Source organism: Mycobacterium numidiamassiliense (genome assembly GCF_900157365.1).
In the GTDB taxonomy this organism is placed as follows: domain Bacteria; phylum Actinomycetota; class Actinomycetes; order Mycobacteriales; family Mycobacteriaceae; genus Mycobacterium; species Mycobacterium numidiamassiliense.
Genome location: NZ_FUEZ01000003.1, coordinates 956,865 through 981,756 on the forward strand (window position 1 = coordinate 956,865; position 24,892 = coordinate 981,756).

The following is a 24,892-nucleotide window of genomic DNA, read 5'->3' on the forward strand; positions in this document are numbered from 1 at the left end:
TGTGGGTCCTTCCTGGTTTTCCCTGGTTTGTGGGTTGGTTTTATTCGGCTTCGGGTGTGGTCTCGGCGGGTGTTTCCGAAGCTGGTTCTGCGGCCACCTCCGGGGCGGCCTCTGCGGCGGGCGCCGCCTCCGGGGCCGCTTCCGCAGCCGGTGCCGGCTCTGCGGGAGCTTCGTTGGCCCGCTTCTCCTGCAGTGCGGCGACGAGCCTGGCCACCTGCGAGGCCGGCGCATTGAACAGGCCGGCCGCCTTCGAGAGGTTGGCCTTCATCGCACCGGCCAGCTTGGCCAGCAACACCTCGCGAGACTCCAGGTCGGCGATCCGCTCGACTTCGGCGACCGTCAACAACCGGCCGTCCATGTAGCCACCCTTGATGACCAGCGCCTGATGCTCCTTGGCGAAGGTCTTGATGGTCTTGGCGGCGTCGACCGGCTCACCGCTGACGAACGCAATGGCCGTCGGGCCGGCGAACAGCCCGTCGAGCCCCTGCACCCCGGCTTCGGATGCGGCACGCTTGATCAGCGTGTTCTTGGCCACCGTGTAGGTGGCCGACCCCGCCAGAGACCGTCGCAGCTCGGCCAGGTTGGCGACCGTCAACCCGCGGTATTCGGTGATCAGGGTCGCGGTCGAGCCGGTGAACTGCTCTGCGATGTCTGCAACGGCGGTGGCCTTGTCAGCCTTGGCCATGCATACCTCCTCGGTGGAAAGTGGCGTCTGTGATCACCGAGAAACGACGAACGCCCCGGCGCAGGAATCGGCCGGGGCGTTGAAATACGCCGGCGCACGCCGGCGGTGATGCCTCGTCCTCCTGCGTGGGCCGCCGGGATGTTCCCGGACCTTCAACCGATTTCTCGGTGACCGACGGTCTTCGGTGGATCGCCAACAAGAATAGCGTGGCCGGGACAATCAGCCAAAACAGCTCACGGACCAGCGACGGTGGCCACGGTCACCAGGCCGAATACCATCGTGGCGCTCTGCGTGCACTATCGATCACATGCAGCGCAAGGGGATCGGCGCTGCCGGCTAGAGTCCCGCGAGCCTAGCGGCCCCGACCAGACCGGCGTCGCCGCCCAGCTCGGCCGGGACGACACGCAGGCCGGCCAGAAAATCCAGTCGGGCATAGTCGGCCAACGCGGCGCGCACCGGATCGAAGAGCAGGCGACCGGATTTGGCGACGCCTCCCCCGATCACGACGAGGTCCAGGTCGCATACCGCTGCCACCGAGGCGATCATCGCCGCGAGCGCGGTGGCGCCCCGGTGGAACGCCCGCACGGCTATCGCATTGCCGGTCGCCGCCGCGTCGGCCAGCTCGCGAGCGCCGGCACCGGGCGGCGCGGACCAGCCGTTGGCCCGGGCCCAGCGCACCAGCCACGGCCCGGCCGCGACGGTTTCGACGCAACCGCGGCCACCGCATGAGCACGGCTCGCCGTTTTGTTCGACCACCACATGACCGACGTGGCCGGCGTTGCCGGTGCGCCCGGCATAGGGCGCACCGTTGAGTACCAATCCGCCACCGACGCCGGTGGAGACGACCATGCCCAGGAGAAAGCCCGCACCGCGTCCGGCACCGTGCCAGTGTTCGCCCATGGTCATACACACACCGTCGCCGCCCAGCCGCACTGGCACGCCGGGCACCGTGGCCGCGACCCTGTCCCGCAGCGGAAACCCGCGCCAGCTCGCGATGTTGATCGGGCTGACGTTTCCGCTGTTCAAGTCGATGGGGCCGGAACAAGCGATGCCCACTGCACGGACGGCGCCGTCGGCTGCCCGTAACTCGTCGGCGATCATCGAGGCGACGGCTACCCATACCAGTTCAGCGGAGGCGCCGGCCGGGGTGGGGCAGGTGGCGGTGTGCACGAGAACGCCTTCGGCGTCGGCCAGACCGGCGGCGACCTTGGTGCCGCCGATGTCCAGGCAGAGGGTGAACATAGCGATCAGTGCCGATGGATGTTGTCGGGCTGGCGCGGATCGCCGGGATGTTCGTAGCCGGGGGCGAGCTCGACCAGCGCGGCCCGGCGCGCGTCCAGCCACACCCGGAAGGCGCGGCGCCGCGCAGCGCCGCGCAGGTGCTCGGCGATCAGCGACCGCACCTCCGTCAGCGGCGGGCTGGTGAGCGACGGCACGCGCCATCCGTCCCGGCCGCCGAGCGCGGCGGCGAAGCGCAGCGGGTTGCGGACGTGGTAATCGGCGACCTCGCCGTCGGTGACCTCGACCGCGGCGGTGACGTCGGCGAACAGCGCGCGCGCCCGCGGGTCGGCCAGGGCGGCGGCGGCCACGCTGCCGATCTCCAGCCGGGCCGTCAGATCGGGCAGCACCTCGGCCTCGGCCGGTGCACCCCGCGCGGTGAGACCACGTGCGGCCACCTCGGCCGCCACCACTCGTTCCGTCACGATCAATTGCGTGAGCCAGCGCCGCAACTGACGGCCCTCGCTGGTGCCGCTGGCCGGCAGTGCGGCCGCGCGGGCACCACCGCGCAATCGCGCTTCGGCCGAATCGACTTCATCGACCGAAATCGGGAGACCGGCGACGGTAGCGACCAGTTGCACGCTCATCTCACCCTCACTTTCACCGCCGATGAGTACAGCAGTCGGCCGGCACAGCCGACCCGGACCAGGGCCCACCACTGTCCCGGCTCCACCCACGCCGGTGGCGTGACGTCGAAGCCGAGCTCCACGGTGCCGCCCGCGGGCAGCACCGCGCCGAGCGCGGCCGGGCCGATCCACTCCCAGGTGCCCCAGGGGCTGATCAGATGCGCCTCCAGCGACAGGTCCGCCCGGGCATGCGTGCCAACCGTGACGGTAAGTCGCGACGAGTCGCCGGGCGCCAGCTCGACGTCGGACGGCTCGTCGACGAGGTAGACCAGCTCAGCTTGGTCCTCGTTCGGGTCGGGCCGGCCGACCTCCACGATGCACACGTCCTCGACGGCCTGACGCCAGGCGGCCGGGGCGGTCTCCCCGGTGACGCGCAGCTGCGCGCGGACCGGATACAGCCCGGGTTGGGTGTGTGCAGGAACCACGAGAACGACGTCGGCCTCCTGATGCGCGCCGCCGCCGAGTGTGAACGGCAGCTCGGCGGGGGTGGCCCGCCAGCCGTCGGGACAGCGCACCGTCACGGTGCCCGACAGCGCGGCATCGGTGCAATCGCTGGCCGCGGTGAGACGCACCACCACCTCGCGGCCCGGCTCGGCGCTCAGCGCCGTCGGGTGCAGGTGCGCGACGACCGGCAGCCCACCCAACGGCGCCGGGCCGCGGTTGTGCAGCCAGTACCGCGCGTAGAGCGGCTGGGCGATCTCGGCGTCGGGGCCCAGCGCGTCGGCCCGGTCGATGAGCCGGGGAATCTCGAGCCGGGCCAGCACGGTGGCCACCTGGTAGCCGTGCAGATCGACCGACCGTTTGCGCGCCCGCGACCCCGCCAAGGGGCGTTCCAGCAGATCGGCCGGCCGTACCGCCCGCAGCGTGCCGAGCTCAGAGTCGATCGCGACGCGGGCGCTGGACCCGGTCGTCTCCACCAGTCGCAGCGTGACCGCGCGGGCATCGACCGGCTGGGCCCTCCCGGACGTCAGCGGGTTTCCGGTCGCCTTGAGCGCACCCAGCGACACCGCGTCGGCGGGGTTTATCTGCAGCAGTGAGCCCGATGACGGCAGCCGGCCCTCCGCTGGTCGCAGGCACACGGCCAGCAGGGGATGCGCGAATTGCGCACTGCGGGTTGGGATCTCGGCCTGTCGCCAGTCGCCGTCGGCGCAAGTGAGCGCGTAGTCGAAATGGTGTGTCCAGTGCTGGAGTTGGAAGTTGGAGCCGTCGGGCGCGGTGCGGCGTGGCTCGTCGATCCAGACGCCGGACGGCCAGCCGGTGCAGGACCGCATCAACGCGGTGTGCAGGGTGCCCTCGGAGTCGACGGCGAAGCTGGGTACCCCGCGGTTGAGCAGCGCGACGGTTCGGGCCTCGAAGTGTTCGACACCCGCCGGGGCCCGCCGGATGTCTTGGCCGACGACGATCTCCGCATCGTCGAGATCGTCTGCCAGCGAGTCGATCTCGGCCCGCAGGCCCTTCTCGTCGGCGGCGTCGATCACCAGCACCGGCAGCGTCCGTGGTGCGCGCAGGTCGGCGTCGGGCACCCACGCTTGGGCCAGCGACGTCGCCGCCGGCACCCACAGCCTGGCCCGGCCACCTTCGGCCAGCTGCCGGTCGAGCTCTTCGGCGTACACCGGATCAGCCTCGGCGAGAACCGCTTTGGCGAAGGCGTTGCGGCCGGGCCCGCCCAGCACGATCCGCACATCGGGCAGGTTGGAGTCGACGGCCAGGTGGCCGTAGCGCGGCTTGTCGGCGCCGCTGCAGGTGGCGGTGACGCCGGCGCGAACCAGCGCGACCATCAAATCGCGCGCCAAAGATCCGGACACCGACTCGGCGGGCGTGACCACCTCGGCCACCGACAGCGCCCGCACCGCGGTGCCGCCGACGCGCACCCGGGCCGTCGACGACAAGCCGAACCAGCCGTAGGCCGGGTTATCCAGCGTCCACGGGTGCTCGGCGGTGTCCACCGAACGCGGCCCGTCGTGCAATAACGCGAACCCACGCCCGACGACCGCGTCGCCCACCTCGCTGACCGGCATGGCACCCGGCACCGGGCACGGCCAGCGCAGTCGCACCAACCGGTCCTCGCCGGTGAACTCGTCGATCGTGGTTCGGCACTCCACCCGCGCCACGTCGCGCCACAGGGTCAGCGTCTGGGTGTAGCGCAGCAGCGTGCCGATCCGGCCGTGCACCACCAGCCGTTGGCCGAGCGGGCCGAGGTAGGCCTGCACCCGCGCGGCTGATTCCGACGAGCCGACCACCGGCCCCTTGGGCAGCAGATGCCACGGCCCCTCGCTTTGCTTGGGATGCGACGGATACTCCTCGTAGACCGCGAGCTCGTTGCCGACCCGCCCGTCGGCGATCAGCTGGCGACCGTCCTGGACCAGGGAAACGACTCCCCCGCCGCGAGCCGGATCGACCTGCAGCCGGTAGTGCTCGTTGGCGATCTCGCGCCCCTGCACCGGCGTCCACCCGGCCGCGTCATCAGCCGGCACCAGCCGATACGCCCGCCAGCCCAGCGACGGCACATCGGCGGCCAGCCAGCTGACCGACCGGCCGTCGTGCTCGACGTGGGCCGGCTGCTCGGCGCCGTCGGCGTCCAATACCCGAACCCCGCCGGGCCGCGCCTCGTCGAGCCGGGCCGTGACGATGTCGGTGCGCTGCCGGGCCAGCGGGTTCCACACGATCACGTCACCGGCGTGACTGTCCACGACGCTGGACAGCAGTGCCAAGGAGTTGTCGCGCACCTCGCGGCCCAGCTCCCATGCGTCGCGCCAGCCCGTCAGCAGGTCGAGGTACACCTGGTCGGATTCCGATCCGGTGATGGCGTCGTGGTGGGCGCCGTAGGCCAGTTGCACCCACGCCTTGGCCAGGGCGGCCTGCGGGTAGTCGACGCCGCCGATCAGACCGGCGAACACCGCGAAGCGTTCGGCCTCCAGGACGGCGTTTTCGGCTGCCCGGTTGGCCTGCTTGGTGTCGATGTAGGACACGTCCTTGCCGGTGTAGATCGGATTCATGTCGCGGGTCTGGGGCGATGGCATCTCCGAGCGCTCGTCGAGCTCGGCGCGTACCGCTGCGAAGAACTCGCGCGGCAGTGCACACACGAACCGCGGCCAGGTGTAGCGCTTGGCCCAGTCGCGGTGGATCGCGGTGACCCACTTGTTCGGCGGGGTGTAGTCGGTACCGACCGGGAGCAGCACGTTGCGGGTCAGCGCGACCCTCTTGAGCTGGTCGAACAACAGATAGGTGGCATCTTCCGCCTCGGACAGCGAGGTCGAGGAATCCATCGGCCAGCCCGCCCCGTAGTGCGCCGGCATGTAGTGCGTGAGCAGGCCGCGCCCGGACGGGGCGATCCATTCGAACTCGCTGCAGAACTGCATTCCGGTCATACCGACGTCGCTGTGCGTGGGGCCCCACTGGTGGTGCGGTCCGCGGGCCCACGAGCTCGATGTCAGGCCGGCATCGGCGACCAGGCCGGGAAACTGTGGGTCGTGGCCGAAGACGTCGAGCTGCCATGCGGTCGCCGGATCTGCGCCCAGTACGTCGCGCTGAAAACCGATGCCGTGCATCAGGTTTCGGATGGTGGTCTCCGGACCGGTCAGGTTCGTGTTGGGCTCGTTGTAGGTCCCGCCCATGATCTCGACCCGGCCTTCGGCGATGAACCGGCGAAGATCGGCGCGGTCCTCGGGGCGGGTATCCCAGTACGGCTTCAGGTAGTCCACTTCGGCCAGCACGAACTTGTACTCGGGCTCGCGGCGCGCCATTTCCAGATGCGCGTGCACCAATTCGAAGGCGTTGGTCTGCCGCGCCGCTCCCGGCGGGTCTGCGGTCCACTCGCTGGTGTAGGCGCCCTGCGTGTTCCACCACACCGGGTCGTAGTGAAAGTGGCTGACCATGAACATCGTCCATCCGGGCTCGGCCACCGTGAAGGTAAACGCCATGCTGTCGCCGCCGGCGTGCACCCGGGCGGCCCGGCGCTGACCGACCACCGGTTGGTCCACCGTGACCGCGATCTCGACGGCCTGGCCGCCGGGGTCAACGACTGCCTCGGCGGCCAGGCCGTCACCGTCGATCCGAACCGCCGCGCGCTTGGTGACACCGGTGACGGCGACCCGGGCCAGCTGCAGTGGCGCCTGCGGCGGCCCGACGAACAGCTCCGTCGACTCCGCCGAAATCAGCTGCATGCCCGCACCTTACGGCGCGCACGTCTGCCGTGGAGGTTATGGAGAGTTGTCGGACAACGGATCTAGGATTCTGCCCATGCCCGCCCTCGCCCCGCCCGTAGCCGACGAACGCAGCGCCCTGCGCGAGTACCTGGCCTACCACCAAAGCGCCTACTTCGCCGTGGCCTACGGCCTCACCGACGAGCAAGCCCGGTCCACGCCGGCGGCCAGCGCGCTGTCGATCGGCGGGCTGGTCAAGCACGTCACCGGGATGCAGCGCAGCTGGATGGGCCGGGTGGCCGCCGCCCCAGAACTACCGCCCAAGGACCCGCGGCCGTTCGACGAGATCGCCAAAGACTTCGGGGACCAGCATGTGATGCGGCCCGACGAGACGCTGGACGGGCTGCTACGGGCGTACGAGGAGGAAAACGCCAAGTCACTGCGGCTGGTGGAGACGGCCGACCTGGACACCCAGGTGCCGGTGCCCCAGGACATCCCCTGGTTTCCCAAGAATCAGAAGGCATGGTCGGTGCGCTGGGTGATCCTGCACGTGATCAACGAGCTGGCCAGGCACGCCGGGCACGCCGACATCATCCGGGAAACCATCGACGGTGCCACCATGTACGAGCTGCTCGCCGGGCTGGAGGGCTGGCAGGTCGAGGGCTGGGTGACGCCTTGGAAAAAGGGCGGGCAGAAGGGCGCCGGCGGGTAGCGGCGGGGCCCGCCACCTGCGATTGGGCTCACACGAATTGGGACTTGACACCTGGGGTTTGGCAGACTGCTGGGATGAGTCCTACCGAACACCGCGAGGTGGCCAGGCTTGACCGGGTGCCCCTGCCGGTCGAAGCGGCCCGCATGGCCGTCACCGGTTGGCAGGTAACCCGCACTGCCGGTCGCGTCATCGCCGGACTGACGGGCAAGGGTCCGCTTCAGCAAAAGGTCATCAAGCAGCTACCGCAAACCTTCGCCGACCTGGGGCCGACTTACGTCAAGTTCGGACAAATCATCGCGTCCAGCCCCGGAGCGTTCGGCGAGTCGCTGTCCCGGGAATTCCGCGGCCTGCTCGACCGGGTGCCGCCCGCCAACACCCAAGAGGTGCACAAGCTTGTCGAACAGGAGCTCGGGGCGCAGCCGTCGGAATTGTTCGCGACCTTCGAAGAAGAACCGTTCGCCTCGGCGTCCATCGCTCAGGTGCACTACGCGACCCTGAAAACCGGCGAGGACGTCGTCGTCAAGATCCAGCGCCCGGGCATTCGCCGCCGGGTCGCCGCCGACCTGCAGATCCTGAAGCGTTTCGCCCAGGCTGTCGAACTGGCCAAGCTGGGACGCCGGCTCTCGGCACAAGACGTCGTCGCCGACTTCTCCGACAACCTGGCCGAAGAGCTGAACTTCCGGCTCGAGGCGCAGTCGATGGAGGCGTGGGTTTCGCACCTGCATGTGTCGCCGCTGGGCAAGAACATCAGGGTGCCGCAGGTTTACTGGGATTTCACCAGCGACCGGGTGCTGACGATGGAGCGGGTGCACGGCATCCGCATCGACGACGCCGCCGCCATCCGCAAGGCCGGGTTCGACGGCACCGAGCTGGTCAAGGCGCTGCTGTTCTCGCTTTTCGAGGGCGGGCTGCGGCACGGGCTGTTCCACGGCGACCTGCACGCCGGGAACCTCTACGTCGACGAGGCCGGCCGCATCGTGTTCTTCGACTTCGGGATCATGGGCCGCATCGATCCCCGCACCCGCTGGCTGCTGCGCGAACTGGTCTACGCGCTGCTGGTGACCAAGGACCACGCCTCGGCGGGCAAGATCGTCGTGCTGATGGGCGCCGTCGGCACCATGAAGCCGGAGGCCCAGGCCGCCAAGGACCTGGAGCAGTTCGCCACCCCGCTGACCATGCAGACGCTGGGCGACCTGTCCTACGCCGATATCGGGCGGCAGCTCTCGACGCTGGCCGACGCCTACGACGTCAAGCTGCCCCGCGAGCTGGTGTTGATCGGCAAGCAGTTCCTCTACGTAGAGCGGTACATGAAGTTGCTGGCGCCCAAGTGGCAGATGATGTCGGACCCGCAACTCACCGGCTACTTCGCCAACTTCATGGTCGAGGTCAGCCGCGAGCATCAGTCCGACGTCGAGGTATAGGGGGCCACGAGTGGAGATTCGCACCGGTACCGCGACGTCTGGCGACCTCAAGCTCTACTACGAGGACATGGGCGACATCGATGACCCGCCCGTGCTGCTGATTATGGGGCTGGGCGCCCAGTTGCTGCTGTGGCGCACCGCCTTCTGCGAGAAGCTGGTCAACCAGGGTCTGCGTGTCATTCGTTACGACAACCGGGACATCGGCCTGTCCAGCAAAACCGAGCACCACAGCTCCGGCCAGCCGATCGTGCTCCGAATGCTCAGGTCCTTCCTCGGCCTGCGCAGCCAGGCGGCGTACACGCTGGAAGACATGGCGGACGACGCCGCGGCGGTGCTGGATCATCTCAACATCGAGCAGGCCCACATCGTCGGGGCGTCGATGGGCGGCATGATCGCCCAGGTGTTCGCCGCGCGATTCACCGAGCGAGCCAAATCGCTGGGAATCCTGTTCTCCAGCAACAATTCAGCGTTATTGCCGCCGCCGGCCCCGCGCGCGTTGCTGGCCTTGCTCATCGGCCCGCCGCCGGACTCGCCGCGCGAGGTGATCCTGGACAACTCGGTCCGGGTCAGCCGCATCATCGGCAGCCCGGGTTACCGGACTCCCGAAGAACGGCTCCGCGCCGAGGCCGCCGAGGGGTACGACCGGAACTACCACCCGCAGGGCGTTGCCCACCAGTTCAGCGCGATCCTGGCCAGCGGCAGCCTGGCGCACCACAACCGGCGCATCGTCGCGCCGACGGTGGTGATTCACGGCCGCGCCGACAAGCTGATGCGCCCGTTCGGCGGCCGCGCGATCGCCCGGGCAATTGACGGCGCTCGATTGGTGTTATTCGACGGAATGGGTCATGATCTGCCGCAGCAGCTGTGGGATCGGGTTATCGGCGTTTTAGCAGGCAATTTCGCCGAGGCCGGCTGAGGGCGGTATCGGCCACGCCACGTCGCGGGTTGAGGGCTTTACCGACCGTTTCGCGCAGAGTCTCGCAGCGTTGTACCGTTATCGCTGGGAGGATGTTATGGCAGCCGAGCTGAGACCGTATTACGAAGAGTCGCAGGCGACTTACGACATTTCGGACGATTTCTTCGCATTGTTCTTGGACCCCAACATGGTCTACACCTGCGCGTACTTCAAGCGCGACGACATGACGCTGGAAGAGGCCCAACTCGCCAAATTGGACCTGGCGCTGGACAAGCTGAACCTCGAGCCCGGGATGACGCTGCTCGACGTCGGCTGCGGCTGGGGCGGCGCGGTGGTGCGGGCGGTGGAGAAGTACGACGTGAATGTCATCGGCATCACGCTCAGCCGCAATCACTATGAGCGCAGCAAAGCCAGGCTCGCCAACATCGCGACAACCCGCCACGCGGAGGCGCGGTTGCAGGGCTGGGAAGAGTTCGATGGTCAGGTCGACCGCATCGTCAGCTTCGAGGCCTTTGACGCATTCAAAAAGGATCGTTGGCCCGCATTCTGGGACTGGGCCTACAAGATTCTCCCCTGCGACAGCCGGCTGCTGATGCACAGCATATTCACGTATCCGCAGTCGAATTGGCAAGAGATGGGCATCCCGATCACGATGACCGATCTGAAGTTCCTGCACTTCCTCGGGAAGGAAATCTTCCCTGGCGGCCAGATGTGCGGTGAAGCCGATATCGTCGACCTCTCTCAGGCGAGCGGGTTCGTCCTCGGTGAGGTCCAGTTGCTCCAGTCGCATTACGCGCGGACTTTGGACATGTGGGCGGCCAATTTGGAGGCCAACCGCGAACGCGCCATCGCCATTCAGTCCGAAGTGGTCTACGACCGCTACATGCGCTATCTGACCGGCTGCGCGCGCCTCTTCCGCAAAGGCATCTCCAACGTCGGCCAGTTCACCATCGAAAAGAAGTAACACCCCCGCTGAACTGGGGTAACTCCAGGATATTTAGCGCTGCACCCTCCATCGGATAGCATGCCTAAAGCATCAGTGGGGGGACGTCCGGTGCTATTCGAAGCGAGCACCGAGGGGCCTCGAGGCTCGGAAGGGCATTACTAAATCATGGCTAAGAAACTCAAGCCACATTTCGCCGACGTGCAGTCGCACTACGACCTATCCGATGACTTCTTCCGGCTCTTCCTGGACCCGACCCAGACCTACAGTTGCGCGTACTTCGAGCGCGACGACATGACGCTGGAAGAGGCCCAGATCGCCAAGATCGACCTGGCGCTAGGCAAGCTGGGCCTGCAGCCCGGCATGACGCTGCTCGACGTCGGCTGCGGTTGGGGCGCCACCGTTCGGCGGGCCATTGAGAAATACGACGTCAACGTCGTCGGCCTGACGCTGTCCAAAAACCAGGCTGCCCACGTCCAGCAGTCGTTCGAGGCAATCGACAGCCCGCGCACCAGGCGGGTGCTGCTCAACGGCTGGGAGGAGTTCGACGAGCCCGTCGACCGGATCGTGTCGATCGGCGCCTTCGAGCACTTCGGGCACGACCGCTACGACGACTTCTTCAAGTTCGCCTACGGCGCCCTCCCCGACGATGGCGTGATGCTGCTGCACACGATCACCGGACTGACCGGCCCGGAGATCGCCGAGCGCGGCATGCCGATGACCTTCGAGATGGCTCGGTTCATCAAGTTCATCGTGACCGAAATCTTTCCGGGCGGTCGATTGCCGACGATCGAGATGGCGCAAGACCACGCCGCGGCCGCGGGCTTCACGCTCACCCGCCGCCAGTCGCTGCAGCAGCACTACGCCAGGACCCTCGACCTGTGGGCCGAGGCCCTGGAGGCGCACAAAGCCGAGGCCATCGAGATTCAATCCGAAGAGGTCTACGAGCGGTACATGAAGTACCTGACCGGCTGCGCCAAGCAGTTCCGGATCGGCTACATCGACGTCAACCAGTTCACCCTGGCCAAGTAGCCACTGTATCGTTCACACTGTTACTGGCCGGACCTCCATCGAGAAAAACGGTGGAACCCGCCTTGTTACTACAGGCCGGACGTCCATCGAGAAAAACGGTGGAACCCGCCTTTCAAATACGGGAGATACAACCGGACCCGTGTAGGGTCCCCGGGATGGTTACCTCGTAAGGTGGCTGTCCATCCGGGGGGGCATATGCCTAGCAATCCATCAGGCTCGACACACACGCAGCAGAAAACCGATGACGTCCAGGCGCACTACGACCTGTCGAACGAATTCTTTGCGCTATTCCAGGATCCGACGCGGACCTACAGCTGTGCATACTTTCCGCGCGACGACATGACCTTGCAGGAAGCGCAGGTCGCCAAGCTCGACCTGACGCTCGACAAGCTGGGCCTCGAGCCTGGCATGACCCTGCTCGACATCGGCTGTGGCTGGGGCTCGACGATGAAGCGGGCCATCGAGAAGTACGACGTCAACGTCGTCGGTTTGACACTGTCCAAGAACCAGGCCGAATACTGCGAGCAGGCGCTCGACACCGTCGACACCAACCGCTCACACCGGGTCTATCTCAGTGACTGGGCACAGTTCGACGAATCGGTGGACCGGATCGTCACGATCGAGGCGCTGGAGCACTTCGGCTTCGAGCGCTACACCGACTTCTTCAAATTCGTCTACAGCGCTCTGCCCTCCGACGGCGTCATGCTGCTGCATTCGATCACCGGGATCACCGGACGCCAGATCGTCGAGCGCGGCCTGCCGTTGACGTTCGAGCTGGCTCGTTTCATCAAGTTCATCCTGACCGACATCTTCCCGGGCGGTCGGCTGCCGTCGATCGAGGCCGTCGACGAGCACGCCACGGACGCCGGTTTCAACGTGACCCATAACCAGTCGCTGCAGGCGGACTTCGCCAAGACCCTCGATCTGTGGGCCGAAGCGTTGGAGGCGCACAGAACCGAGGCGATCGAGATTCAGTCCGAAGAGATGTACGACCGGTACATGAAATACCTGACCGGCTGCGCCAGGGGCTTCCGCACCGGTTACATCGACTGCAACCAGTTCACGCTGGAAAAGTAGACTTCATAGCCAACGAGCGCGGCGGGGCGCGCCACATTGGCGGTTGCACGGCACGACTACATTGGTTAGGTCGCGCGTCCGCTCGGGTTGGTGATGCGTGGTGGGGTTTCAAGCAGTGATTTCAGGAGAACAAGACAACAATGACTGAACAATCGACGAGTCCGACGAAGACGCGGACGCGCGCCGTCGACATTCAGGCGCACTACGACGTCTCCGACGAGTTCTTTGCCCTGTTCCAGGACCCCACCCGGACCTACAGCTGCGCGTACTTCGAGCCGCCGGAGCTCACTCTCGAGCAAGCCCAGTACGCCAAGATCGACCTCAATCTGGACAAGCTTGACCTCAAGCCCGGCATGACCCTGCTCGACATCGGCTGCGGGTGGGGAACCACCATGAAGCGCGCGGTGGAGAAATACGATGTCAACGTCATCGGCCTGACACTTTCCAAGAACCAATACGCGCGCTCCGAGCAGGTGCTGAGCTCGATCGACTCGAGCCGTTCGCGCCAGGTGCTGCTGCACGGCTGGGAGGATTTCAACGACCCCGTCGACAGGATCGTCTCCATCGAGGCCTTCGAACACTTCGGCCACGAAAACTACGACGACTTCTTCAAGAGGTGCTTCAACCTGTTGCCGGACGACGGCCGGATGACCGTGCAGAGCAGCGTCAGCTATCACCCGTTCGACTTCACGGCCCGCGGTAAGAAGATCAACATCGACATGCTCAAGTTCATCAAGTTCATCATCACCGAGATCTTCCCGGGCGGGCGCCTGCCGACCACCGAGATGATGGTCGAACACGGCGAGAAGGCGGGATTCATTGTCCCCGAACCACTTTCGCTGCAGCCGCACTATGTCAAGACGCTGCACATCTGGGGCGACGCGCTGGAGTCCAACCGCGAAGAGGCCATCGCCTGCACCTCGGAAGAGGTCTACAACCGCTACATGAGGTATCTGCGCGGCTGCGAGCACTACTTCGACGACGAGGTACTGGACTGCAGCCTGGTGACCTACCTCAAGCCGGGTGCCGCGGCTTAGTTTCTCCGCGCCTGTCGGATTAGGGCTGCGCCGTTCGTCGAATAGGTAGAGAGTGGAGCACACGGCTTCGCTCCCGACCAGAGGTGACGAACATGCAGTACTTCGCATTGTTGATCAGCGAGGAAAAAGAGCGCACGCCTGATGAAGGGGCGGCCGAGATGGCGGCCTACCAAAGCTTCCACACCAAGGCCGCGGCGGCGATCCGCGGTGGTGATGCGCTGGCGCCCGGCGCGGCCGCGGTACGCATCACCGGCGGCCCCGACGCACCGGCCATTACCGACGGCCCGTTCGCCGAAGGCGCCGAAGTTGCCGGCGGCTACTACGTATTCGAAGCCGAAAATCTGGACGAGGCACTGGCTTTGGCCCGTGACATCCCGGCAGCCAAGCGAGGTGGCGTGGAGGTCTGGCCGGTGGTCCACTCCTTGGAACCGTCCCGCAAGCTCACCGGCAACGACTGGCTGGCCCTGTTGCTGGAGCCACCCGCATCCGCACACACCCCGGGCACACCGGAGTGGGACGCGGTGGCGGCCAAGCACGCGGATTTCCACACCGCGGCGGGCGATCACGTGCTCGGCGGTGCCGCATTGCACGACCCGTCCACCGCGACGACCGTGCGGGTGCGCGACGGCGAGGTCATCGTCACCGACGGACCGTATGTGGAGGGCGCCGAGGTGGCCACCGGCGTCTACCTGCTGAGCGCCGGTGATCGCGACGAGGCCGTCAAGCTTGCGTCGCTGATTCCCGCTTCTACCGTGCTGGTACGGCAATTGGCGGGTATCGGAGGACTGTAGCGGCGCGCGAATGACCAACCTGGACGGCGTCTTTCGCCGGGAGTGGGGAACCGCAGTCGCCGCCATCGCGCGGTGGTCCGGCGACCTGACCGTCGCGGAGGACGCCGTCCAGGAAGCCTGCGCCGAGGCGCTGCGCACGTGGCCCCGCGAAGGTGTGCCGGATCATCCCGGAGGTTGGCTGGTGACCGTGGCGCGCAACCGCGCCAGGGACCGTCTGCGGCGTGAAACCGTCCGTCCGGGAAAGGAATTGGCGGCTGTGCTAGACGACATTCGGGCACGAACCGATCACACCGAGCCGCATCCGGTTCGCGACGACGAGCTGCGGATGATGTTCACCTGTGCACACCCGGCGCTGGATCGGCCATCACAGCTCGCACTCACGCTGCGGCTGGTGTCGGGGTTGACCGTCGCCGAGATCGCCCGAGCACTGCTGCAAACGGAAGTGGCTGTCGGCCAGCGCATCACACGCGCCAAGAACAAGGTCCGGCACGCCAACATCCCGCTGCGGGTGCCGCCTGCCGAGCTGCTGGGCGAGCGCACCCCGCATGTACTCAGTTGCATCTATTCGGTGTTCACCGAGGGGTATTGGTCGACCGCGGGACCGTCGGCGATTCGAGACGAACTGTGCGACGAAGGGATTCGGCTGGCCGGCGAGCTATGCGCGCTGATGCCCGACGAGCGGGAGGCACATGCGCTGGCGGCCCTGATACTGCTGCACGATTCGCGACGGGCAACCCGGGTGGATGACGCCGGGATGCTGGTGCCTCTCGAGGAACAGGACCGCCGTAAGTGGCACCGCGGCCGCATTTCCCGCGGGCTAGACCAGTTGCGGCAGGCGCAGGGATCGACGGGGCCCTATCTGCCCCAGGCGGTGATCGCCGCGCTGCACGCGACGGCACCGTCCTGGGAGCAGACCGACTGGACGACCATCTGCACGGCCTACGACCGGCTGGCGCAGCTGACCGAGTCGCCGGTGGTGCGCGCCAATCGCGCGCTGGCGTTGGGTCTGCGCGACGGCCCCGACGCCGGCCTGGCCGCGCTGGACATGGTGGCCCATGACCAACGGCTGGCCCGCTCGAACCTGGTCGCCACGGTGCGCGCCGACCTGCTGCGGCGCGCGGGGCGACCCGACGAGGCTCTTACTTGGTACCGAATGGCGTTGGCGTCCAACGGTTCCGAGCCGGGCCACGAGTTCCTGCGGCGGCGTATCGCCGAGTGTGGTGGTTAAGCGAGGCGGCCGAGGTCACATCTGCCCAAGACGTAGCTGAGCGGCGGGGGCATGCATTTTGCCCGCCTCCGAGCGACAATCGTTGTCGCTGTGAGGCGGGCAAAACGTCACATGCTTCTCGCCCCTCGCGGGGCCGGCCGCCTACGCTTCGGCGAAGTTCCGGGTGATCGCCGGGTCTACGGGAATGCCCGGCCCGGTGGTCGTCGACACGGTGATCTTCTTCAGGTAGCGACCCTTGGACGACGACGGCTTGAGCCGCAGCACTTCGTCCAGCGCGGCGCCGTAGTTCTCCGCGAGGTTCTTCTCGTCGAACGACGCCTTGCCGATGACAAAGTGCAGGTTGGCCTGCTTGTCGATGCGGAAGTTGATCTTGCCGCCCTTGATGTCGTTCACGGCCTTGGCGACGTCGGGGGTGACGGTGCCGGTCTTCGGGTTCGGCATCAGGCCGCGCGGACCCAGCACCCGAGCGATGCGACCGACCTTGGCCATCTGGTCGGGGGTTGCGATCGCTGCGTCGAATTCCAGCCAGCCGCCCTGGATCTTCTCGATCAGGTCGTCGCTGCCGACGATGTCGGCGCCGGCGGCCTTCGCCTGCTCGGCCTTGTCGCCGACCGCGAACACCGCGACGCGTGCGGTCTTACCCGTGCCGTGCGGCAGGTTGACCGTGCCGCGGACCATCTGGTCGGCCTTGCGCGGGTCGACGCCGAGCCGGATCGCCACCTCGACGGTCGAGTCCTGCTTGGCCGACGACGTCTCCTTGGCGAGCTTGGCGGCTTCCAGCGGGGTGTAGAGGTTGTCGCGGTCCACCTTTTCGGCGGCGGCGCGGTATGCCTTGCTGTTCTTGCTCATTGGTTATCCAATCTGGTGTTGGGTCGTGGTTAGGAAGCGGGCCGAAGCTGGCCCTCCCACGTCTGATTCGTCGGATTCCTCCTCGGGCCGTGGCCGGCCCGCATCGTCATCCGACGTGGTTGTCGAACTATTCGACGGTGATGCCCATCGACCGGGCGGTGCCGGCGATGATCTTGGCCGCGGCGTCGATGTCGTTGGCATTGAGATCGGTCTTCTTGGTCTCGGCGATCTCGCGGACCTGATCCCAGGTGACCTTGGCGACCTTCGTCTTGTGCGGCTCGGCCGAGCCCTTGCCCACGCCGGCGGCCTTGAGCAGCAGCTTGGCGGCGGGCGGTGTCTTGAGCGCAAAGGTGAAGCTGCGGTCTTCGTAGACCGTGATCTCCACCGGGATGACATTGCCACGCTGATTTTCCGTCGCGGCGTTGTACGCCTTGCAGAACTCCATGATGTTGACGCCGTGCTGGCCGAGCGCGGGTCCGACCGGCGGCGCAGGGTTAGCCTGCCCAGCCGTGATCTGAAGCTTGATCAGCCCGACGACTTTCTTCTTCGGGGCCATGAGATTGTGCGTTCCTTCCTGGGTTTCTAAATCTTGGAGACTTGGCTAAAGGTCAGTTCGACCGGTGTTTCACGGCCGAAGATCGACACCAGCACCTTCAGCTTCTGCTGTTCGGCGTTGATCTCGTTGATGGTGGCCGGCAACGTCGCGAACGGTCCGTCCATGACCGTCACCGATTCGCCCACCTCGTACTCGACGTCGATGACCGGACGCTCCACGCCACCCGTCTCGGCGGCCGCCGCGGTACTGGCCGCACCCTTGGCGGGCTTCTTCGCCGCCCCCGGCGGCAGCAGGAACTTCACCACGTCGTCGAGCTTCAGCGCCGAAGGGCGCGACGTCGCGCCGACGAATCCCGTCACACCCGGGGTGTTGCGCACCGCGGACCACGAGTCGTCGGTCAGATCCATGCGCACCAGGATGTAACCGGGCAGCACCTTGCGATTGACCTGCTTGCGCTGGCCGTTCTTGATCTCGGTGACCTCTTCGGTGGGCACCTCCACCTGGAAGATGTAGTCACCGACGTCTAGGTTCTGCACACGGGTTTCGAGGTTGGCTTTCACCTTGTTCTCGTATCCCGCATAGGAGTGGATGACATACCAGTCGCCGGGCTTGCTGCGCAGGTCCGCCTTCAGCGCGGCGGCGGGGTCGACATCCTCGGCCGGCTCCGCGTGCTCAGCCGGCTCCGCGTGCTCAGTCGGCTCCGCGTGCTCAGTCGGCTCCGCGTGCTCAGTCGGCTCCGCATGCGTCGAGGTCTCCGAGACCTCGGCGACCTCTTGCACGTCGACCGCCTCACCCGCGGACGGTTCACCGTCGAAGGTAGTCACGGTTTTCAGTCCTCTCTGTTACTTGCACAAGCTCAGCCGAACACCAACAGCACGAGCTTGGTCAGGCCGAAATCGGCGAGCCCGACCAGCGCCACCATGAAGGCGAGAAACGCCAGCACCACTGAGGTGTAAGTGAGCATCTGTTTGCGGTTCGGCCAGATCACCTTCCGCATCTCCGCAACGACCTGCTTGAGGTAGCTGTAGAGGAAAACGAACGGGTTCGCCCGCTGGGCCCCCGACTTCTTCGGCTTCTTGGCCTTCTTGGCCGTCGGGGCCTTCTTGCCTTTGTCTTCGACCTCAGCGTCGTCCGACGAGTCGACGTCGGCGTCGTCGGCGCCGACCGTTCGCTGCCGAGAACGCTTGCCGGTAGGACGCTGTGGCCGCGTCACCACGGCCGTGCGACCGCCACTGTCGCGACTTTCCTCCGTGTCGCCGCCGTCGCTTGCGGCGTCGTTGGCAGCGCTGCCCTCGTCGCTCACCGCATGCTCCTTTGTTCGCTAGCTATCCCACGATCGGCGCCATGCTGATTTGGGCACCCTCTAGTGTCCAGCATGGCACGTCTGCGCCTTCTGCAGGGGCGACAGGACTTGAACCTGCAACCTGCGGTTTTGGAGACCGCTGCTCTGCCAGTTGAGCTACGCCCCTTCGCGGTTGGCAGGCCAACCTGCGCTTACCTACCGGGGCTTACATGACTCGCGCGCTCCCCGTTCGGCAATCACCGAACCGACGGACAGCGCGCTGCATTGGGAAAACCCCGAGGTCCGAGTGTACATCGGTGCGCGAGTCAGATACTAATTACGCGGTTCGGATGACCTGCCCGGTCTCCTTGTCCCATCTGAGCTGGATGGAGTCGTCGCCCTCGTGCCCCATCAGGGTGGTGTAGGCGCTCAGCAGTACGTCGCCCTCCTCGTTCGAGCAGGTGTTTTTCGTGACGACGATGTCGGCACCGAAGCGCTCGTTCACGGACTCGATGTCCATGCGGCCGAAGAGCTTGTCGCCGACGAGCAGCGGCGTGTGGTAGAGGAACTGCTGGTCGACCTGGACGATCTGCATGGTCTCCAAGCCCACGTCGACGTTCCGGAAGAAGTCGTCCTGGATGAGTTTTGCGAAGATCGACACGAAGGTCAGCGGGGCAAGCAGGGCCTTGTAGCCCAATTCGGCGGCCGCCGCCTCGTCGAAGTAGGCGGGATTGTCGTACTTGGCCGCTCGCGCGAATGCGCGTACCTGCTCACGGCCGACCTCGAAGTAGTCCGGGTATATCCAGCTCATCCCGCGGACGTCGGTTTTGAGCGCCATCGGTTACGCCAGCTTTGCCGATGCGATGGCCCGGCCGAAGATTTTCTTGCCGCCGGCGGTGGCCGTCAACGCGATGGTCACCAATTTCTCCTCGGGATCGACCGATTTCACCCTGCCGCTGAAGACCAGCTCGGCGCCCTTGCCGTCGTTCGGTACCGGCACCACGGCGGTGAACCGCACGTTGTACTCGGTGACCGCACCCGGATCGCCGACCCACGAGGTGACGTAACCTCCGCCGATGCCCATGGTCAGCATGCCGTGGGCGATCGCGGTGTCCAGCCCGACGACCTTGGCGATCTCGTCGTCCCAGTGGATCGGGTTCAAGTCGCCCGACACGCCCGCGTAGTTCACCAAGTCCTGGCGGGACAGCGGATAGGTCTTCTCCGGAAGCTGGTCGCCCACCTTCACCGAACTGAACTCACGCAGCGCCATCAGAAAATCCCTTTTCCCCGTTCTCGCCGGCACGGCCCGCCAGGGTCGTGTAGGTCTCCTGCACGATCTCCCCGCTTCCGTTGGTAATGACATTCTTCGTCACGATGATCTGGGTGCCGTGCGTCTCACGCATCGAATCCACGGACACGTCGCAGTACAGCTTGTCCCCCGCCACGATCGGCTTCTCGAATTTAAGCACCTGGTCGACCTGAACGATCTGGGCGTCCTCGACCAGGATGTTCGCGTGCTTGAAAAACGCCGACTGCGCCTGGTACCCGAATACGCAGATAAACGTCAGCGGGGCTACCAGCGCTTTGTAGCCTAGTTCGGCCGCCGCGTCCTCCTCGAAGAACGAGGCGTCGTCGTTTTGGACGGCCACCGCGTATTCACGGATCTTCTCGCGTTCCACCACGTAATAGTCGGGATAGCGGAAATGCATCCCGACGATGTTTCGGCTCAACGACACGGCACTCGAACCTACCTGGTCAACCTGGGTGGGTGTAGTGAAACGGTGGCGGATAGTTAGCGTGTCTCGCGATGCGCCTGGTGCTTGCCGCAGTTGGGGCAGAACTTCTTCAGCTCCAGCCGGTCGGGGTCGTTGCGGCGGTTCTTCTTGGTGATGTAGTTACGGTGCTTGCACACGTCACATGCCAAGGTGATCTTGGGCCGCACGTCGGTACTGGAAGCCATGACGGTTCTCTTTCACATCTCTCGTATACGTCGCGTTGTTAAGTTGTAGCGATGGCCGGACTCGAACCGGCGACCTAACGATTATGAGTCGTTCGCTCTAACCGACTGAGCTACATCGCCTCTGGTGGGTACTGCCAGCCTGCTCGGCGTCCGCCGAGCCCCCTAACGGAATCGAACCGTTGACCTTTTCCTTACCATGGAAACGCTCTACCGACTGAGCTAAGGGGGCCTTTCACCCATAGCGACCAGTCATGGCTAGGGCCTAGAAGAGGGTACAGCGTGGCGCGCAAGGGCACCAAACCACGCCGACCCCATCGGCCGACGAATCAGCCGGAGTCGCCGTTTCGGCGAGGTTGCCACACGCTGAGGTCGCTGAACTCGTCGTACTCACCGTCTTGCTGCTCACCCGGTAGGTCATCCTTGCCGAGCAGGGTGCGCAGCGCGAGAAAGACGGCCTCGCGGGCGTCAGCCAAGTGGTACCGCTGTATTGCTTCCTGGACCAGATCGTCGATCTCGACCTCGACCGTCTTCAACATGCACTAACAATACTCGCAGCACACGGGCCCAATCCAGGGTCGAGACGACAGTTTTTGCGGGGCATCACATGCCCGAAACACGAGGTTCGCCGGCCGGGTCATAGTCTGGTCGACGTGTCAGATTCGTCAGCCGACCGGCTGTACTTCCGCCAACTGCTCTCCGGTCAGGATTTCGCCGCTGGCGATCCGATCGCAACGCAAATGCGCAATTTCGCCTATCTGATCGGGGACCGTCAGACCGGAGACTGCGTGGTGGTCGATCCGGCTTACGCCGCCGGTGATCTGGTCGACGCACTGGAGGCAGACGGCATGCACCTGTCCGGCGTGCTGGTCACCCATCATCACCCCGACCATGTGGGCGGCTCGATGATGGGCTTCGAACTCAAGGGCCTGGCCGAGCTGCTGGGCCGGGTCGATGTGCCGGTGCATGTGAATACCCATGAGGCGCTGTGGGTCTCGCGAGTCACCGGGATCGGCCTCGGCGACCTCACCACTCATGAGAATCACGACAAGGTCAGCGTCGGCGACATCGAAATCGAGCTGCTGCACACTCCGGGTCACACGCCCGGCAGCCAATGCTTTCTCCTCGACGGCCGGCTGGTCGCCGGTGACACGTTGTTCCTGGACGGCTGCGGGCGCACCGACTTCCCGGGCGGCGACTCCGATGAGATGTACCGCAGTCTGCAGCAGCTCGCCACGCTGCCAGGTGACCCGACGGTGTTTCCGGGGCACTGGTATTCCACCGATCCGAGCGCGTCGCTCTCCGAGGTCAAGCGTTCCAATTACGTGTATCGGGCGACTAGCCTTGACCAGTGGCGAATGCTGATGGGCGGTTGAACGACTCGGCGGCATTTCTTGGTTCAGTCGTTGTGATCGCGCACTAGGCAAAGTTTCGTGCGCAGGCCGCTGGGATATAAGCGGAAGGATGGATTCCATGGGGTGGATCCAGGGGGGCTGGCATGGGGTGACCGATGTCGAGTCCAGCACCTGGATAGCGTGGGCGGCGTGGGCGGCGATCGCGCTCGCGATCATCACGCTGGTGTTCACGAATCATCAGATCTCGCGTAATCGGCGGTTGGCCGCAGAACAAACCCGGCCTCATGTCGGGATGCTCATGGAGCCGCATGCGGCCGACTGGCACGTGATCGAGCTGGTGGTCAAGAACTTCGGCCGGACCGCGGCCTACGACATCCGGTTTTCCTTCACTAATCCCCCGACGGTCGCCGAATACGAAAACGCCACTGACGGCTACGCAGATGTCGCCGAGCTGAAGCTACCCAGCGAACTGCCGGTCCTCGCGCCCGGCCAGGAGTGGCGGATGGTGTGGGATTCGGCGCTCGACCGCGCGGAAATCGGCGGCGGCATCGAGTCGCGCTTCACCGGGAAGGTGAGCTACTACGACCGACCCGAGACGCCGCGCGGCTGGCGGTTCTGGGAGCGCGAGCGCAGCGCGCTGCAGACGGACGTGGTGTTGGATTGGGCCGCGCTGCCGCCCGTCCAGCGCATCGAGCTGATGACGACCCACGACCTGGCGAAGCGGGAAAAGCAGAAACTCGAGCTGCTGCGCAGCCTGCTGACCTACTTCCACTACGCCAGCAAGGAGACGCGCCCGGAGGTGTTCCGCGGCGAGATCGAGCGGATCAACAATGCCGTTCGGGAAACTCAGGACAGGTGGCGAACCCGGCAGCTGGACCAACCCACCGACGTCCAGCTGCGCTGGAGCAACGCCCAGGACGACCTGGGCAAGCATCACGACCAGCACGTGTGACGGCGGGGCACCCGTGGCCGCCTGAGTTGGGTCCCGTGTTGATCTGATTCAATCGAGTCCGCCCGTTGCGAAGGAGTAACCATGAGCGGCCCGGTCACCTACAGCAAGCAGGATCCCATCGCGGTCATCCGGATGGACGACGGCAAAGTCAATGCGCTCGGCCCGACCATGCAGCAGGCGCTCAACGACGCGATCGACCAGGCCGACAGTGACAACGCCGGTGCCCTGGTGATCGCGGGCAACGAGCGCGTGTTCAGCGGCGGATTCGACCTGAAGGTCCTGACCTCCGGCGAAGCTCAGCCGGCGATCGACATGCTCAGGGGCGGCTTCGAGTTGGCGTATCGACTCCTGTCGTACCCCAAGCCGGTGGTGATGGCCTGCACCGGTCACGCGATCGCGATGGGAGCGTTTCTCCTCTCGTCGGGCGACCATCGGGTGGCCGCCCACGCCTACAACATCCAGGCCAACGAGGTCGCGATCGGCATGACCATCCCGTATGCGGCCCTCGAGATCATGAAGCTACGGCTGACGCGGTCGGCCTACCAGCAAGCCACCGGGCTGGCCAAATCGTTTTTCGGCGAAACCGCTGTCGCCGCAGGCTTTGTCGACGAGATCGTGATGCCCGAGATGGTGTTGAGTCGGGCCGAAGAAGCCGCCGAGCAATTCACCGGGTTGCATCAGCATGCCCATGCCGCAACAAAATTGCGCGCTCGCGCCGACGCGCTGAAGGGGCTGCGCGCCGGAATCGATGGCATAGAAGCCGAATTCGGTCTTTAAGGAGGAGGCGACGCGGTTGCCCAGGCAACCGCCTCACCCCCCATGCCGCCTCCTCCACTGGGAAGTGTGGCACGCCCGCGACGGGCCGTCACTTCACCTTTGCGCCCGGTCTTTGTTCGAGGGCAAGACCGTCAACCGGCCCAGCGGAAGCGCTTCAGATACGCCTGCCAGTCCCACGTCGACAGAAATTCCTGGGCGGCCTCATAGCCCTTGTCATAGAGCTGTTCGAGGCGCCCCTTGGAGATATCGAAGTCCAGGACGCCCACATCGGTCGATTCGACGGGGATGGCTCGTGCGGACACCCACGGCTGGTTGAGATGCGTCTGGTCGTGACCCGTCAAGATGGTGGTCAGCAGGCCCTCCAGCAGTGCCGTCTGCTCGAAGAACCGCAAGGGTTTGAACGCGGGCATCACCGCGCCGAGACCCTCGTTGAGCCTCGGTAAGACGGTGATCCCGAAGGTGGGCCAGCGTGGCGCCTTGCCGTCCGGCCGGTCGAAGGTGTCGATCGGAAAGTTCGACAGCACGCCCCCGTCGACCAGAGTGGCCGTCTCCCCGCTCGCCGCGGTCAGCTTGACCGGGCGGTAGAAAAACGGGATCGCCATCGACGCGCGCACCGCCTCGGCGACCGATTGCTCAGCGGCATCCAGTCCGTACAGCCGGCGGTAGTCCCACGGCAAGCGCACCAGCTGCGCCGCGGTCAGGTCAGCGACCGTAACCACCAACTTGTCACGCCGTTCCCCGGGCACTTGGTGCTCGTCCAGGAGTAGATCACCGAACGAGACGACACCGAGGTTGTTCAGCTCGCTGCGGATCCACTCGTAGGCGACGTCACCGCGGAACATACTTGAGTCCCGCACCAGCCCCCACGCGGCGCCGAGCAACGGAACCGTTCCCGCGTCACGCCACTTGTTCAGTGGTACCGAAAAGGCGAGTTCCTTGACATCGCTGCCGGTCAGCTGACCATCATGGGTCCCGGCGGCCAAGATTGCAGCCACGATCGAGCCGGCCGAAACCCCGGACACCCTCCTGATCGAATACCCGGCATCCATCAGCGCGACGATGGCACCCACCAGGCCGATGAACTTGACCCCGCCGCCGGAGAGCACGAGATCCACGGGCTTCGAGCCGTTGCTGTTCATCGCCCTAGCATGCCCTGGGCGAATCCGAGAACGCACACGAAGTCCGTTCGACCACGAAAGTGTTTCGCAAACAGCGCGATTGGTTTCACCCAGGAGTACGCTGCCAGGCGTCGGATCTTCAGCTTCGAGGATCGGGG

25 protein-coding genes, 3 tRNA genes and 1 pseudogene are annotated in these 24,892 nt (G+C 65.7%); 12 read left to right on the forward strand and 17 right to left on the reverse strand.

All coding sequences use genetic code 11. The features are described from left to right. Nucleotides 1–40: 40 nt before the first annotated feature. The 4 genes from rplJ to MNAB215_RS04385 form a co-directional block, all read right to left on the reverse strand. Entirely contained in the window at nucleotides 41–685 is a 645-nt protein-coding gene (gene rplJ, locus MNAB215_RS04370) for a 50S ribosomal protein L10 (protein WP_077077615.1), read from the reverse strand. Between the two features lie 336 nt (nucleotides 686–1,021). Then, nucleotides 1,022–1,927 carry an ROK family protein gene (locus tag MNAB215_RS04375; RefSeq protein WP_077077616.1) on the reverse strand — a complete coding sequence of 302 codons (906 nt, stop codon included), beginning with the start codon at nucleotides 1,925–1,927 and terminating at the stop codon, nucleotides 1,022–1,024. Between the two features lie 5 nt (nucleotides 1,928–1,932). Then, nucleotides 1,933–2,550: a DUF7158 domain-containing protein gene (locus tag MNAB215_RS04380; protein WP_077077617.1), complete on the reverse strand. Its 618-nt coding sequence runs from the start codon at nucleotides 2,548–2,550 to the stop codon at nucleotides 1,933–1,935. After that, the gene (locus MNAB215_RS04385) at nucleotides 2,547–6,752 is read right to left on the reverse strand and encodes a glycoside hydrolase family 38 N-terminal domain-containing protein (RefSeq protein WP_077077618.1); all 4,206 of its coding nucleotides are present in this window, start codon (nucleotides 6,750–6,752) and stop codon (nucleotides 2,547–2,549) included. The genes MNAB215_RS04380 and MNAB215_RS04385 overlap by 4 nt, the downstream gene beginning before the upstream one ends. Nucleotides 6,753–6,828: 76 nt before the next feature. On the opposite strand from MNAB215_RS04385, the gene MNAB215_RS04390 reads away from it, so the two are divergent. The 9 genes from MNAB215_RS04390 (at nucleotide 6,829) to MNAB215_RS04430 (ending at nucleotide 15,888) form a co-directional block, all read left to right on the forward strand. Continuing rightward, complete coding sequence (locus MNAB215_RS04390) at nucleotides 6,829–7,443, forward strand: DinB family protein (RefSeq protein WP_077077619.1); 615 nt, start codon at nucleotides 6,829–6,831, stop codon at nucleotides 7,441–7,443. A gap of 74 nt (nucleotides 7,444–7,517) precedes the next feature. Further along, nucleotides 7,518–8,864, forward strand: a complete 1,347-nt coding sequence (locus MNAB215_RS04395) for an ABC1 kinase family protein (RefSeq protein ID WP_077077620.1) — start codon at nucleotides 7,518–7,520, stop codon at nucleotides 8,862–8,864. A 10-nt stretch (nucleotides 8,865–8,874) separates the two neighbouring features. Next, nucleotides 8,875–9,780 carry an alpha/beta fold hydrolase gene (locus MNAB215_RS04400; protein ID WP_077077621.1) on the forward strand — a complete coding sequence of 302 codons (906 nt, stop codon included), beginning with the start codon at nucleotides 8,875–8,877 and terminating at the stop codon, nucleotides 9,778–9,780. Nucleotides 9,781–9,877: 97 nt separating this feature from the next. After that, the gene (locus tag MNAB215_RS04405; protein WP_077077622.1) at nucleotides 9,878–10,744 is read left to right on the forward strand and encodes a cyclopropane mycolic acid synthase family methyltransferase; all 867 of its coding nucleotides are present in this window, start codon (nucleotides 9,878–9,880) and stop codon (nucleotides 10,742–10,744) included. 147 nt (nucleotides 10,745–10,891) lie between these two features. Continuing rightward, nucleotides 10,892–11,755 (forward strand): cyclopropane mycolic acid synthase family methyltransferase, encoded by an 864-nt coding sequence (locus MNAB215_RS04410; protein ID WP_077077623.1) that lies wholly within the window; start codon nucleotides 10,892–10,894, stop codon nucleotides 11,753–11,755. 195 nt (nucleotides 11,756–11,950) lie between these two features. Then, complete coding sequence (locus MNAB215_RS04415; RefSeq protein WP_077077624.1) at nucleotides 11,951–12,832, forward strand: cyclopropane mycolic acid synthase family methyltransferase; 882 nt, start codon at nucleotides 11,951–11,953, stop codon at nucleotides 12,830–12,832. Between the two features lie 140 nt (nucleotides 12,833–12,972). Next, complete coding sequence (gene mmaA4, locus MNAB215_RS04420; RefSeq protein ID WP_077077625.1) at nucleotides 12,973–13,869, forward strand: hydroxymycolate synthase MmaA4; 897 nt, start codon at nucleotides 12,973–12,975, stop codon at nucleotides 13,867–13,869. 92 nt (nucleotides 13,870–13,961) lie between these two features. Next, nucleotides 13,962–14,660: a YciI family protein gene (locus MNAB215_RS04425; protein WP_077078412.1), complete on the forward strand. Its 699-nt coding sequence runs from the start codon at nucleotides 13,962–13,964 to the stop codon at nucleotides 14,658–14,660. Between the two features lie 10 nt (nucleotides 14,661–14,670). Further along, nucleotides 14,671–15,888 carry an RNA polymerase sigma factor gene (locus MNAB215_RS04430; protein WP_077077626.1) on the forward strand — a complete coding sequence of 406 codons (1,218 nt, stop codon included), beginning with the start codon at nucleotides 14,671–14,673 and terminating at the stop codon, nucleotides 15,886–15,888. A gap of 141 nt (nucleotides 15,889–16,029) precedes the next feature. Here the strand turns inward: MNAB215_RS04430 and rplA are convergent, their stop codons facing one another. From rplA to MNAB215_RS04490, 12 genes are all read right to left on the reverse strand, one after another. Next, a complete protein-coding gene (gene rplA, locus MNAB215_RS04435; RefSeq protein WP_077077627.1) occupies nucleotides 16,030–16,737 on the reverse strand; it encodes a 50S ribosomal protein L1 in 708 nt (235 codons plus the stop codon). Nucleotides 16,738–16,864: 127 nt separating this feature from the next. Next, complete coding sequence (gene rplK, locus MNAB215_RS04440) at nucleotides 16,865–17,293, reverse strand: 50S ribosomal protein L11 (protein ID WP_077077628.1); 429 nt, start codon at nucleotides 17,291–17,293, stop codon at nucleotides 16,865–16,867. 26 nt (nucleotides 17,294–17,319) lie between these two features. After that, nucleotides 17,320–18,117, reverse strand: a complete 798-nt coding sequence (nusG, locus tag MNAB215_RS04445) for a transcription termination/antitermination protein NusG (protein ID WP_077077629.1) — start codon at nucleotides 18,115–18,117, stop codon at nucleotides 17,320–17,322. Between the two features lie 32 nt (nucleotides 18,118–18,149). Then, entirely contained in the window at nucleotides 18,150–18,596 is a 447-nt protein-coding gene (secE, locus tag MNAB215_RS04450) for a preprotein translocase subunit SecE (protein ID WP_077077630.1), read from the reverse strand. Nucleotides 18,597–18,689: 93 nt separating this feature from the next. Next, nucleotides 18,690–18,762 (reverse strand) — tRNA-Trp (locus tag MNAB215_RS04455). Between the two features lie 150 nt (nucleotides 18,763–18,912). Continuing rightward, on the reverse strand, nucleotides 18,913–19,413 hold the full coding sequence (gene hadC, locus MNAB215_RS04460) for a (3R)-hydroxyacyl-ACP dehydratase subunit HadC (RefSeq protein ID WP_077077631.1): 501 nt from the start codon (nucleotides 19,411–19,413) through the stop codon (nucleotides 18,913–18,915). A gap of 3 nt (nucleotides 19,414–19,416) precedes the next feature. Next, nucleotides 19,417–19,845 (reverse strand): (3R)-hydroxyacyl-ACP dehydratase subunit HadB, encoded by a 429-nt coding sequence (gene hadB, locus MNAB215_RS04465; protein WP_077077632.1) that lies wholly within the window; start codon nucleotides 19,843–19,845, stop codon nucleotides 19,417–19,419. Further along, complete coding sequence (gene hadA, locus MNAB215_RS04470) at nucleotides 19,832–20,311, reverse strand: (3R)-hydroxyacyl-ACP dehydratase subunit HadA (RefSeq protein WP_077077633.1); 480 nt, start codon at nucleotides 20,309–20,311, stop codon at nucleotides 19,832–19,834. The genes hadB and hadA overlap by 14 nt, the downstream gene beginning before the upstream one ends. 56 nt (nucleotides 20,312–20,367) lie before the next feature. Continuing rightward, nucleotides 20,368–20,535 (reverse strand): 50S ribosomal protein L33, encoded by a 168-nt coding sequence (gene rpmG, locus MNAB215_RS04475; RefSeq protein ID WP_066818100.1) that lies wholly within the window; start codon nucleotides 20,533–20,535, stop codon nucleotides 20,368–20,370. A 46-nt stretch (nucleotides 20,536–20,581) separates the two neighbouring features. Continuing rightward, nucleotides 20,582–20,655: transfer RNA gene (locus MNAB215_RS04480), tRNA-Met, on the reverse strand. Nucleotides 20,656–20,691: 36 nt separating this feature from the next. Further along, nucleotides 20,692–20,764, reverse strand: a tRNA-Thr gene (locus tag MNAB215_RS04485). Between the two features lie 97 nt (nucleotides 20,765–20,861). Next, on the reverse strand, nucleotides 20,862–21,071 hold the full coding sequence (locus MNAB215_RS04490; protein WP_077077634.1) for a type II toxin-antitoxin system VapB family antitoxin: 210 nt from the start codon (nucleotides 21,069–21,071) through the stop codon (nucleotides 20,862–20,864). A 114-nt stretch (nucleotides 21,072–21,185) separates the two neighbouring features. On the opposite strand from MNAB215_RS04490, the gene MNAB215_RS04495 reads away from it, so the two are divergent. From MNAB215_RS04495 to MNAB215_RS04505, 3 genes and pseudogenes are all read left to right on the forward strand, one after another. Further along, the gene (locus MNAB215_RS04495; RefSeq protein WP_077077635.1) at nucleotides 21,186–21,908 is read left to right on the forward strand and encodes an MBL fold metallo-hydrolase; all 723 of its coding nucleotides are present in this window, start codon (nucleotides 21,186–21,188) and stop codon (nucleotides 21,906–21,908) included. Between the two features lie 88 nt (nucleotides 21,909–21,996). Continuing rightward, nucleotides 21,997–22,886: pseudogene (locus MNAB215_RS04500) on the forward strand (hypothetical protein). A 34-nt stretch (nucleotides 22,887–22,920) separates the two neighbouring features. Next, the gene (locus MNAB215_RS04505) at nucleotides 22,921–23,616 is read left to right on the forward strand and encodes a crotonase/enoyl-CoA hydratase family protein (RefSeq protein WP_077077636.1); all 696 of its coding nucleotides are present in this window, start codon (nucleotides 22,921–22,923) and stop codon (nucleotides 23,614–23,616) included. A gap of 131 nt (nucleotides 23,617–23,747) precedes the next feature. On the opposite strand, the gene MNAB215_RS04510 is transcribed toward MNAB215_RS04505, so the two are convergent. Next, the gene (locus MNAB215_RS04510) at nucleotides 23,748–24,755 is read right to left on the reverse strand and encodes a patatin-like phospholipase family protein (protein ID WP_077077637.1); all 1,008 of its coding nucleotides are present in this window, start codon (nucleotides 24,753–24,755) and stop codon (nucleotides 23,748–23,750) included. Nucleotides 24,756–24,892: the final 137 nt, after the last annotated feature.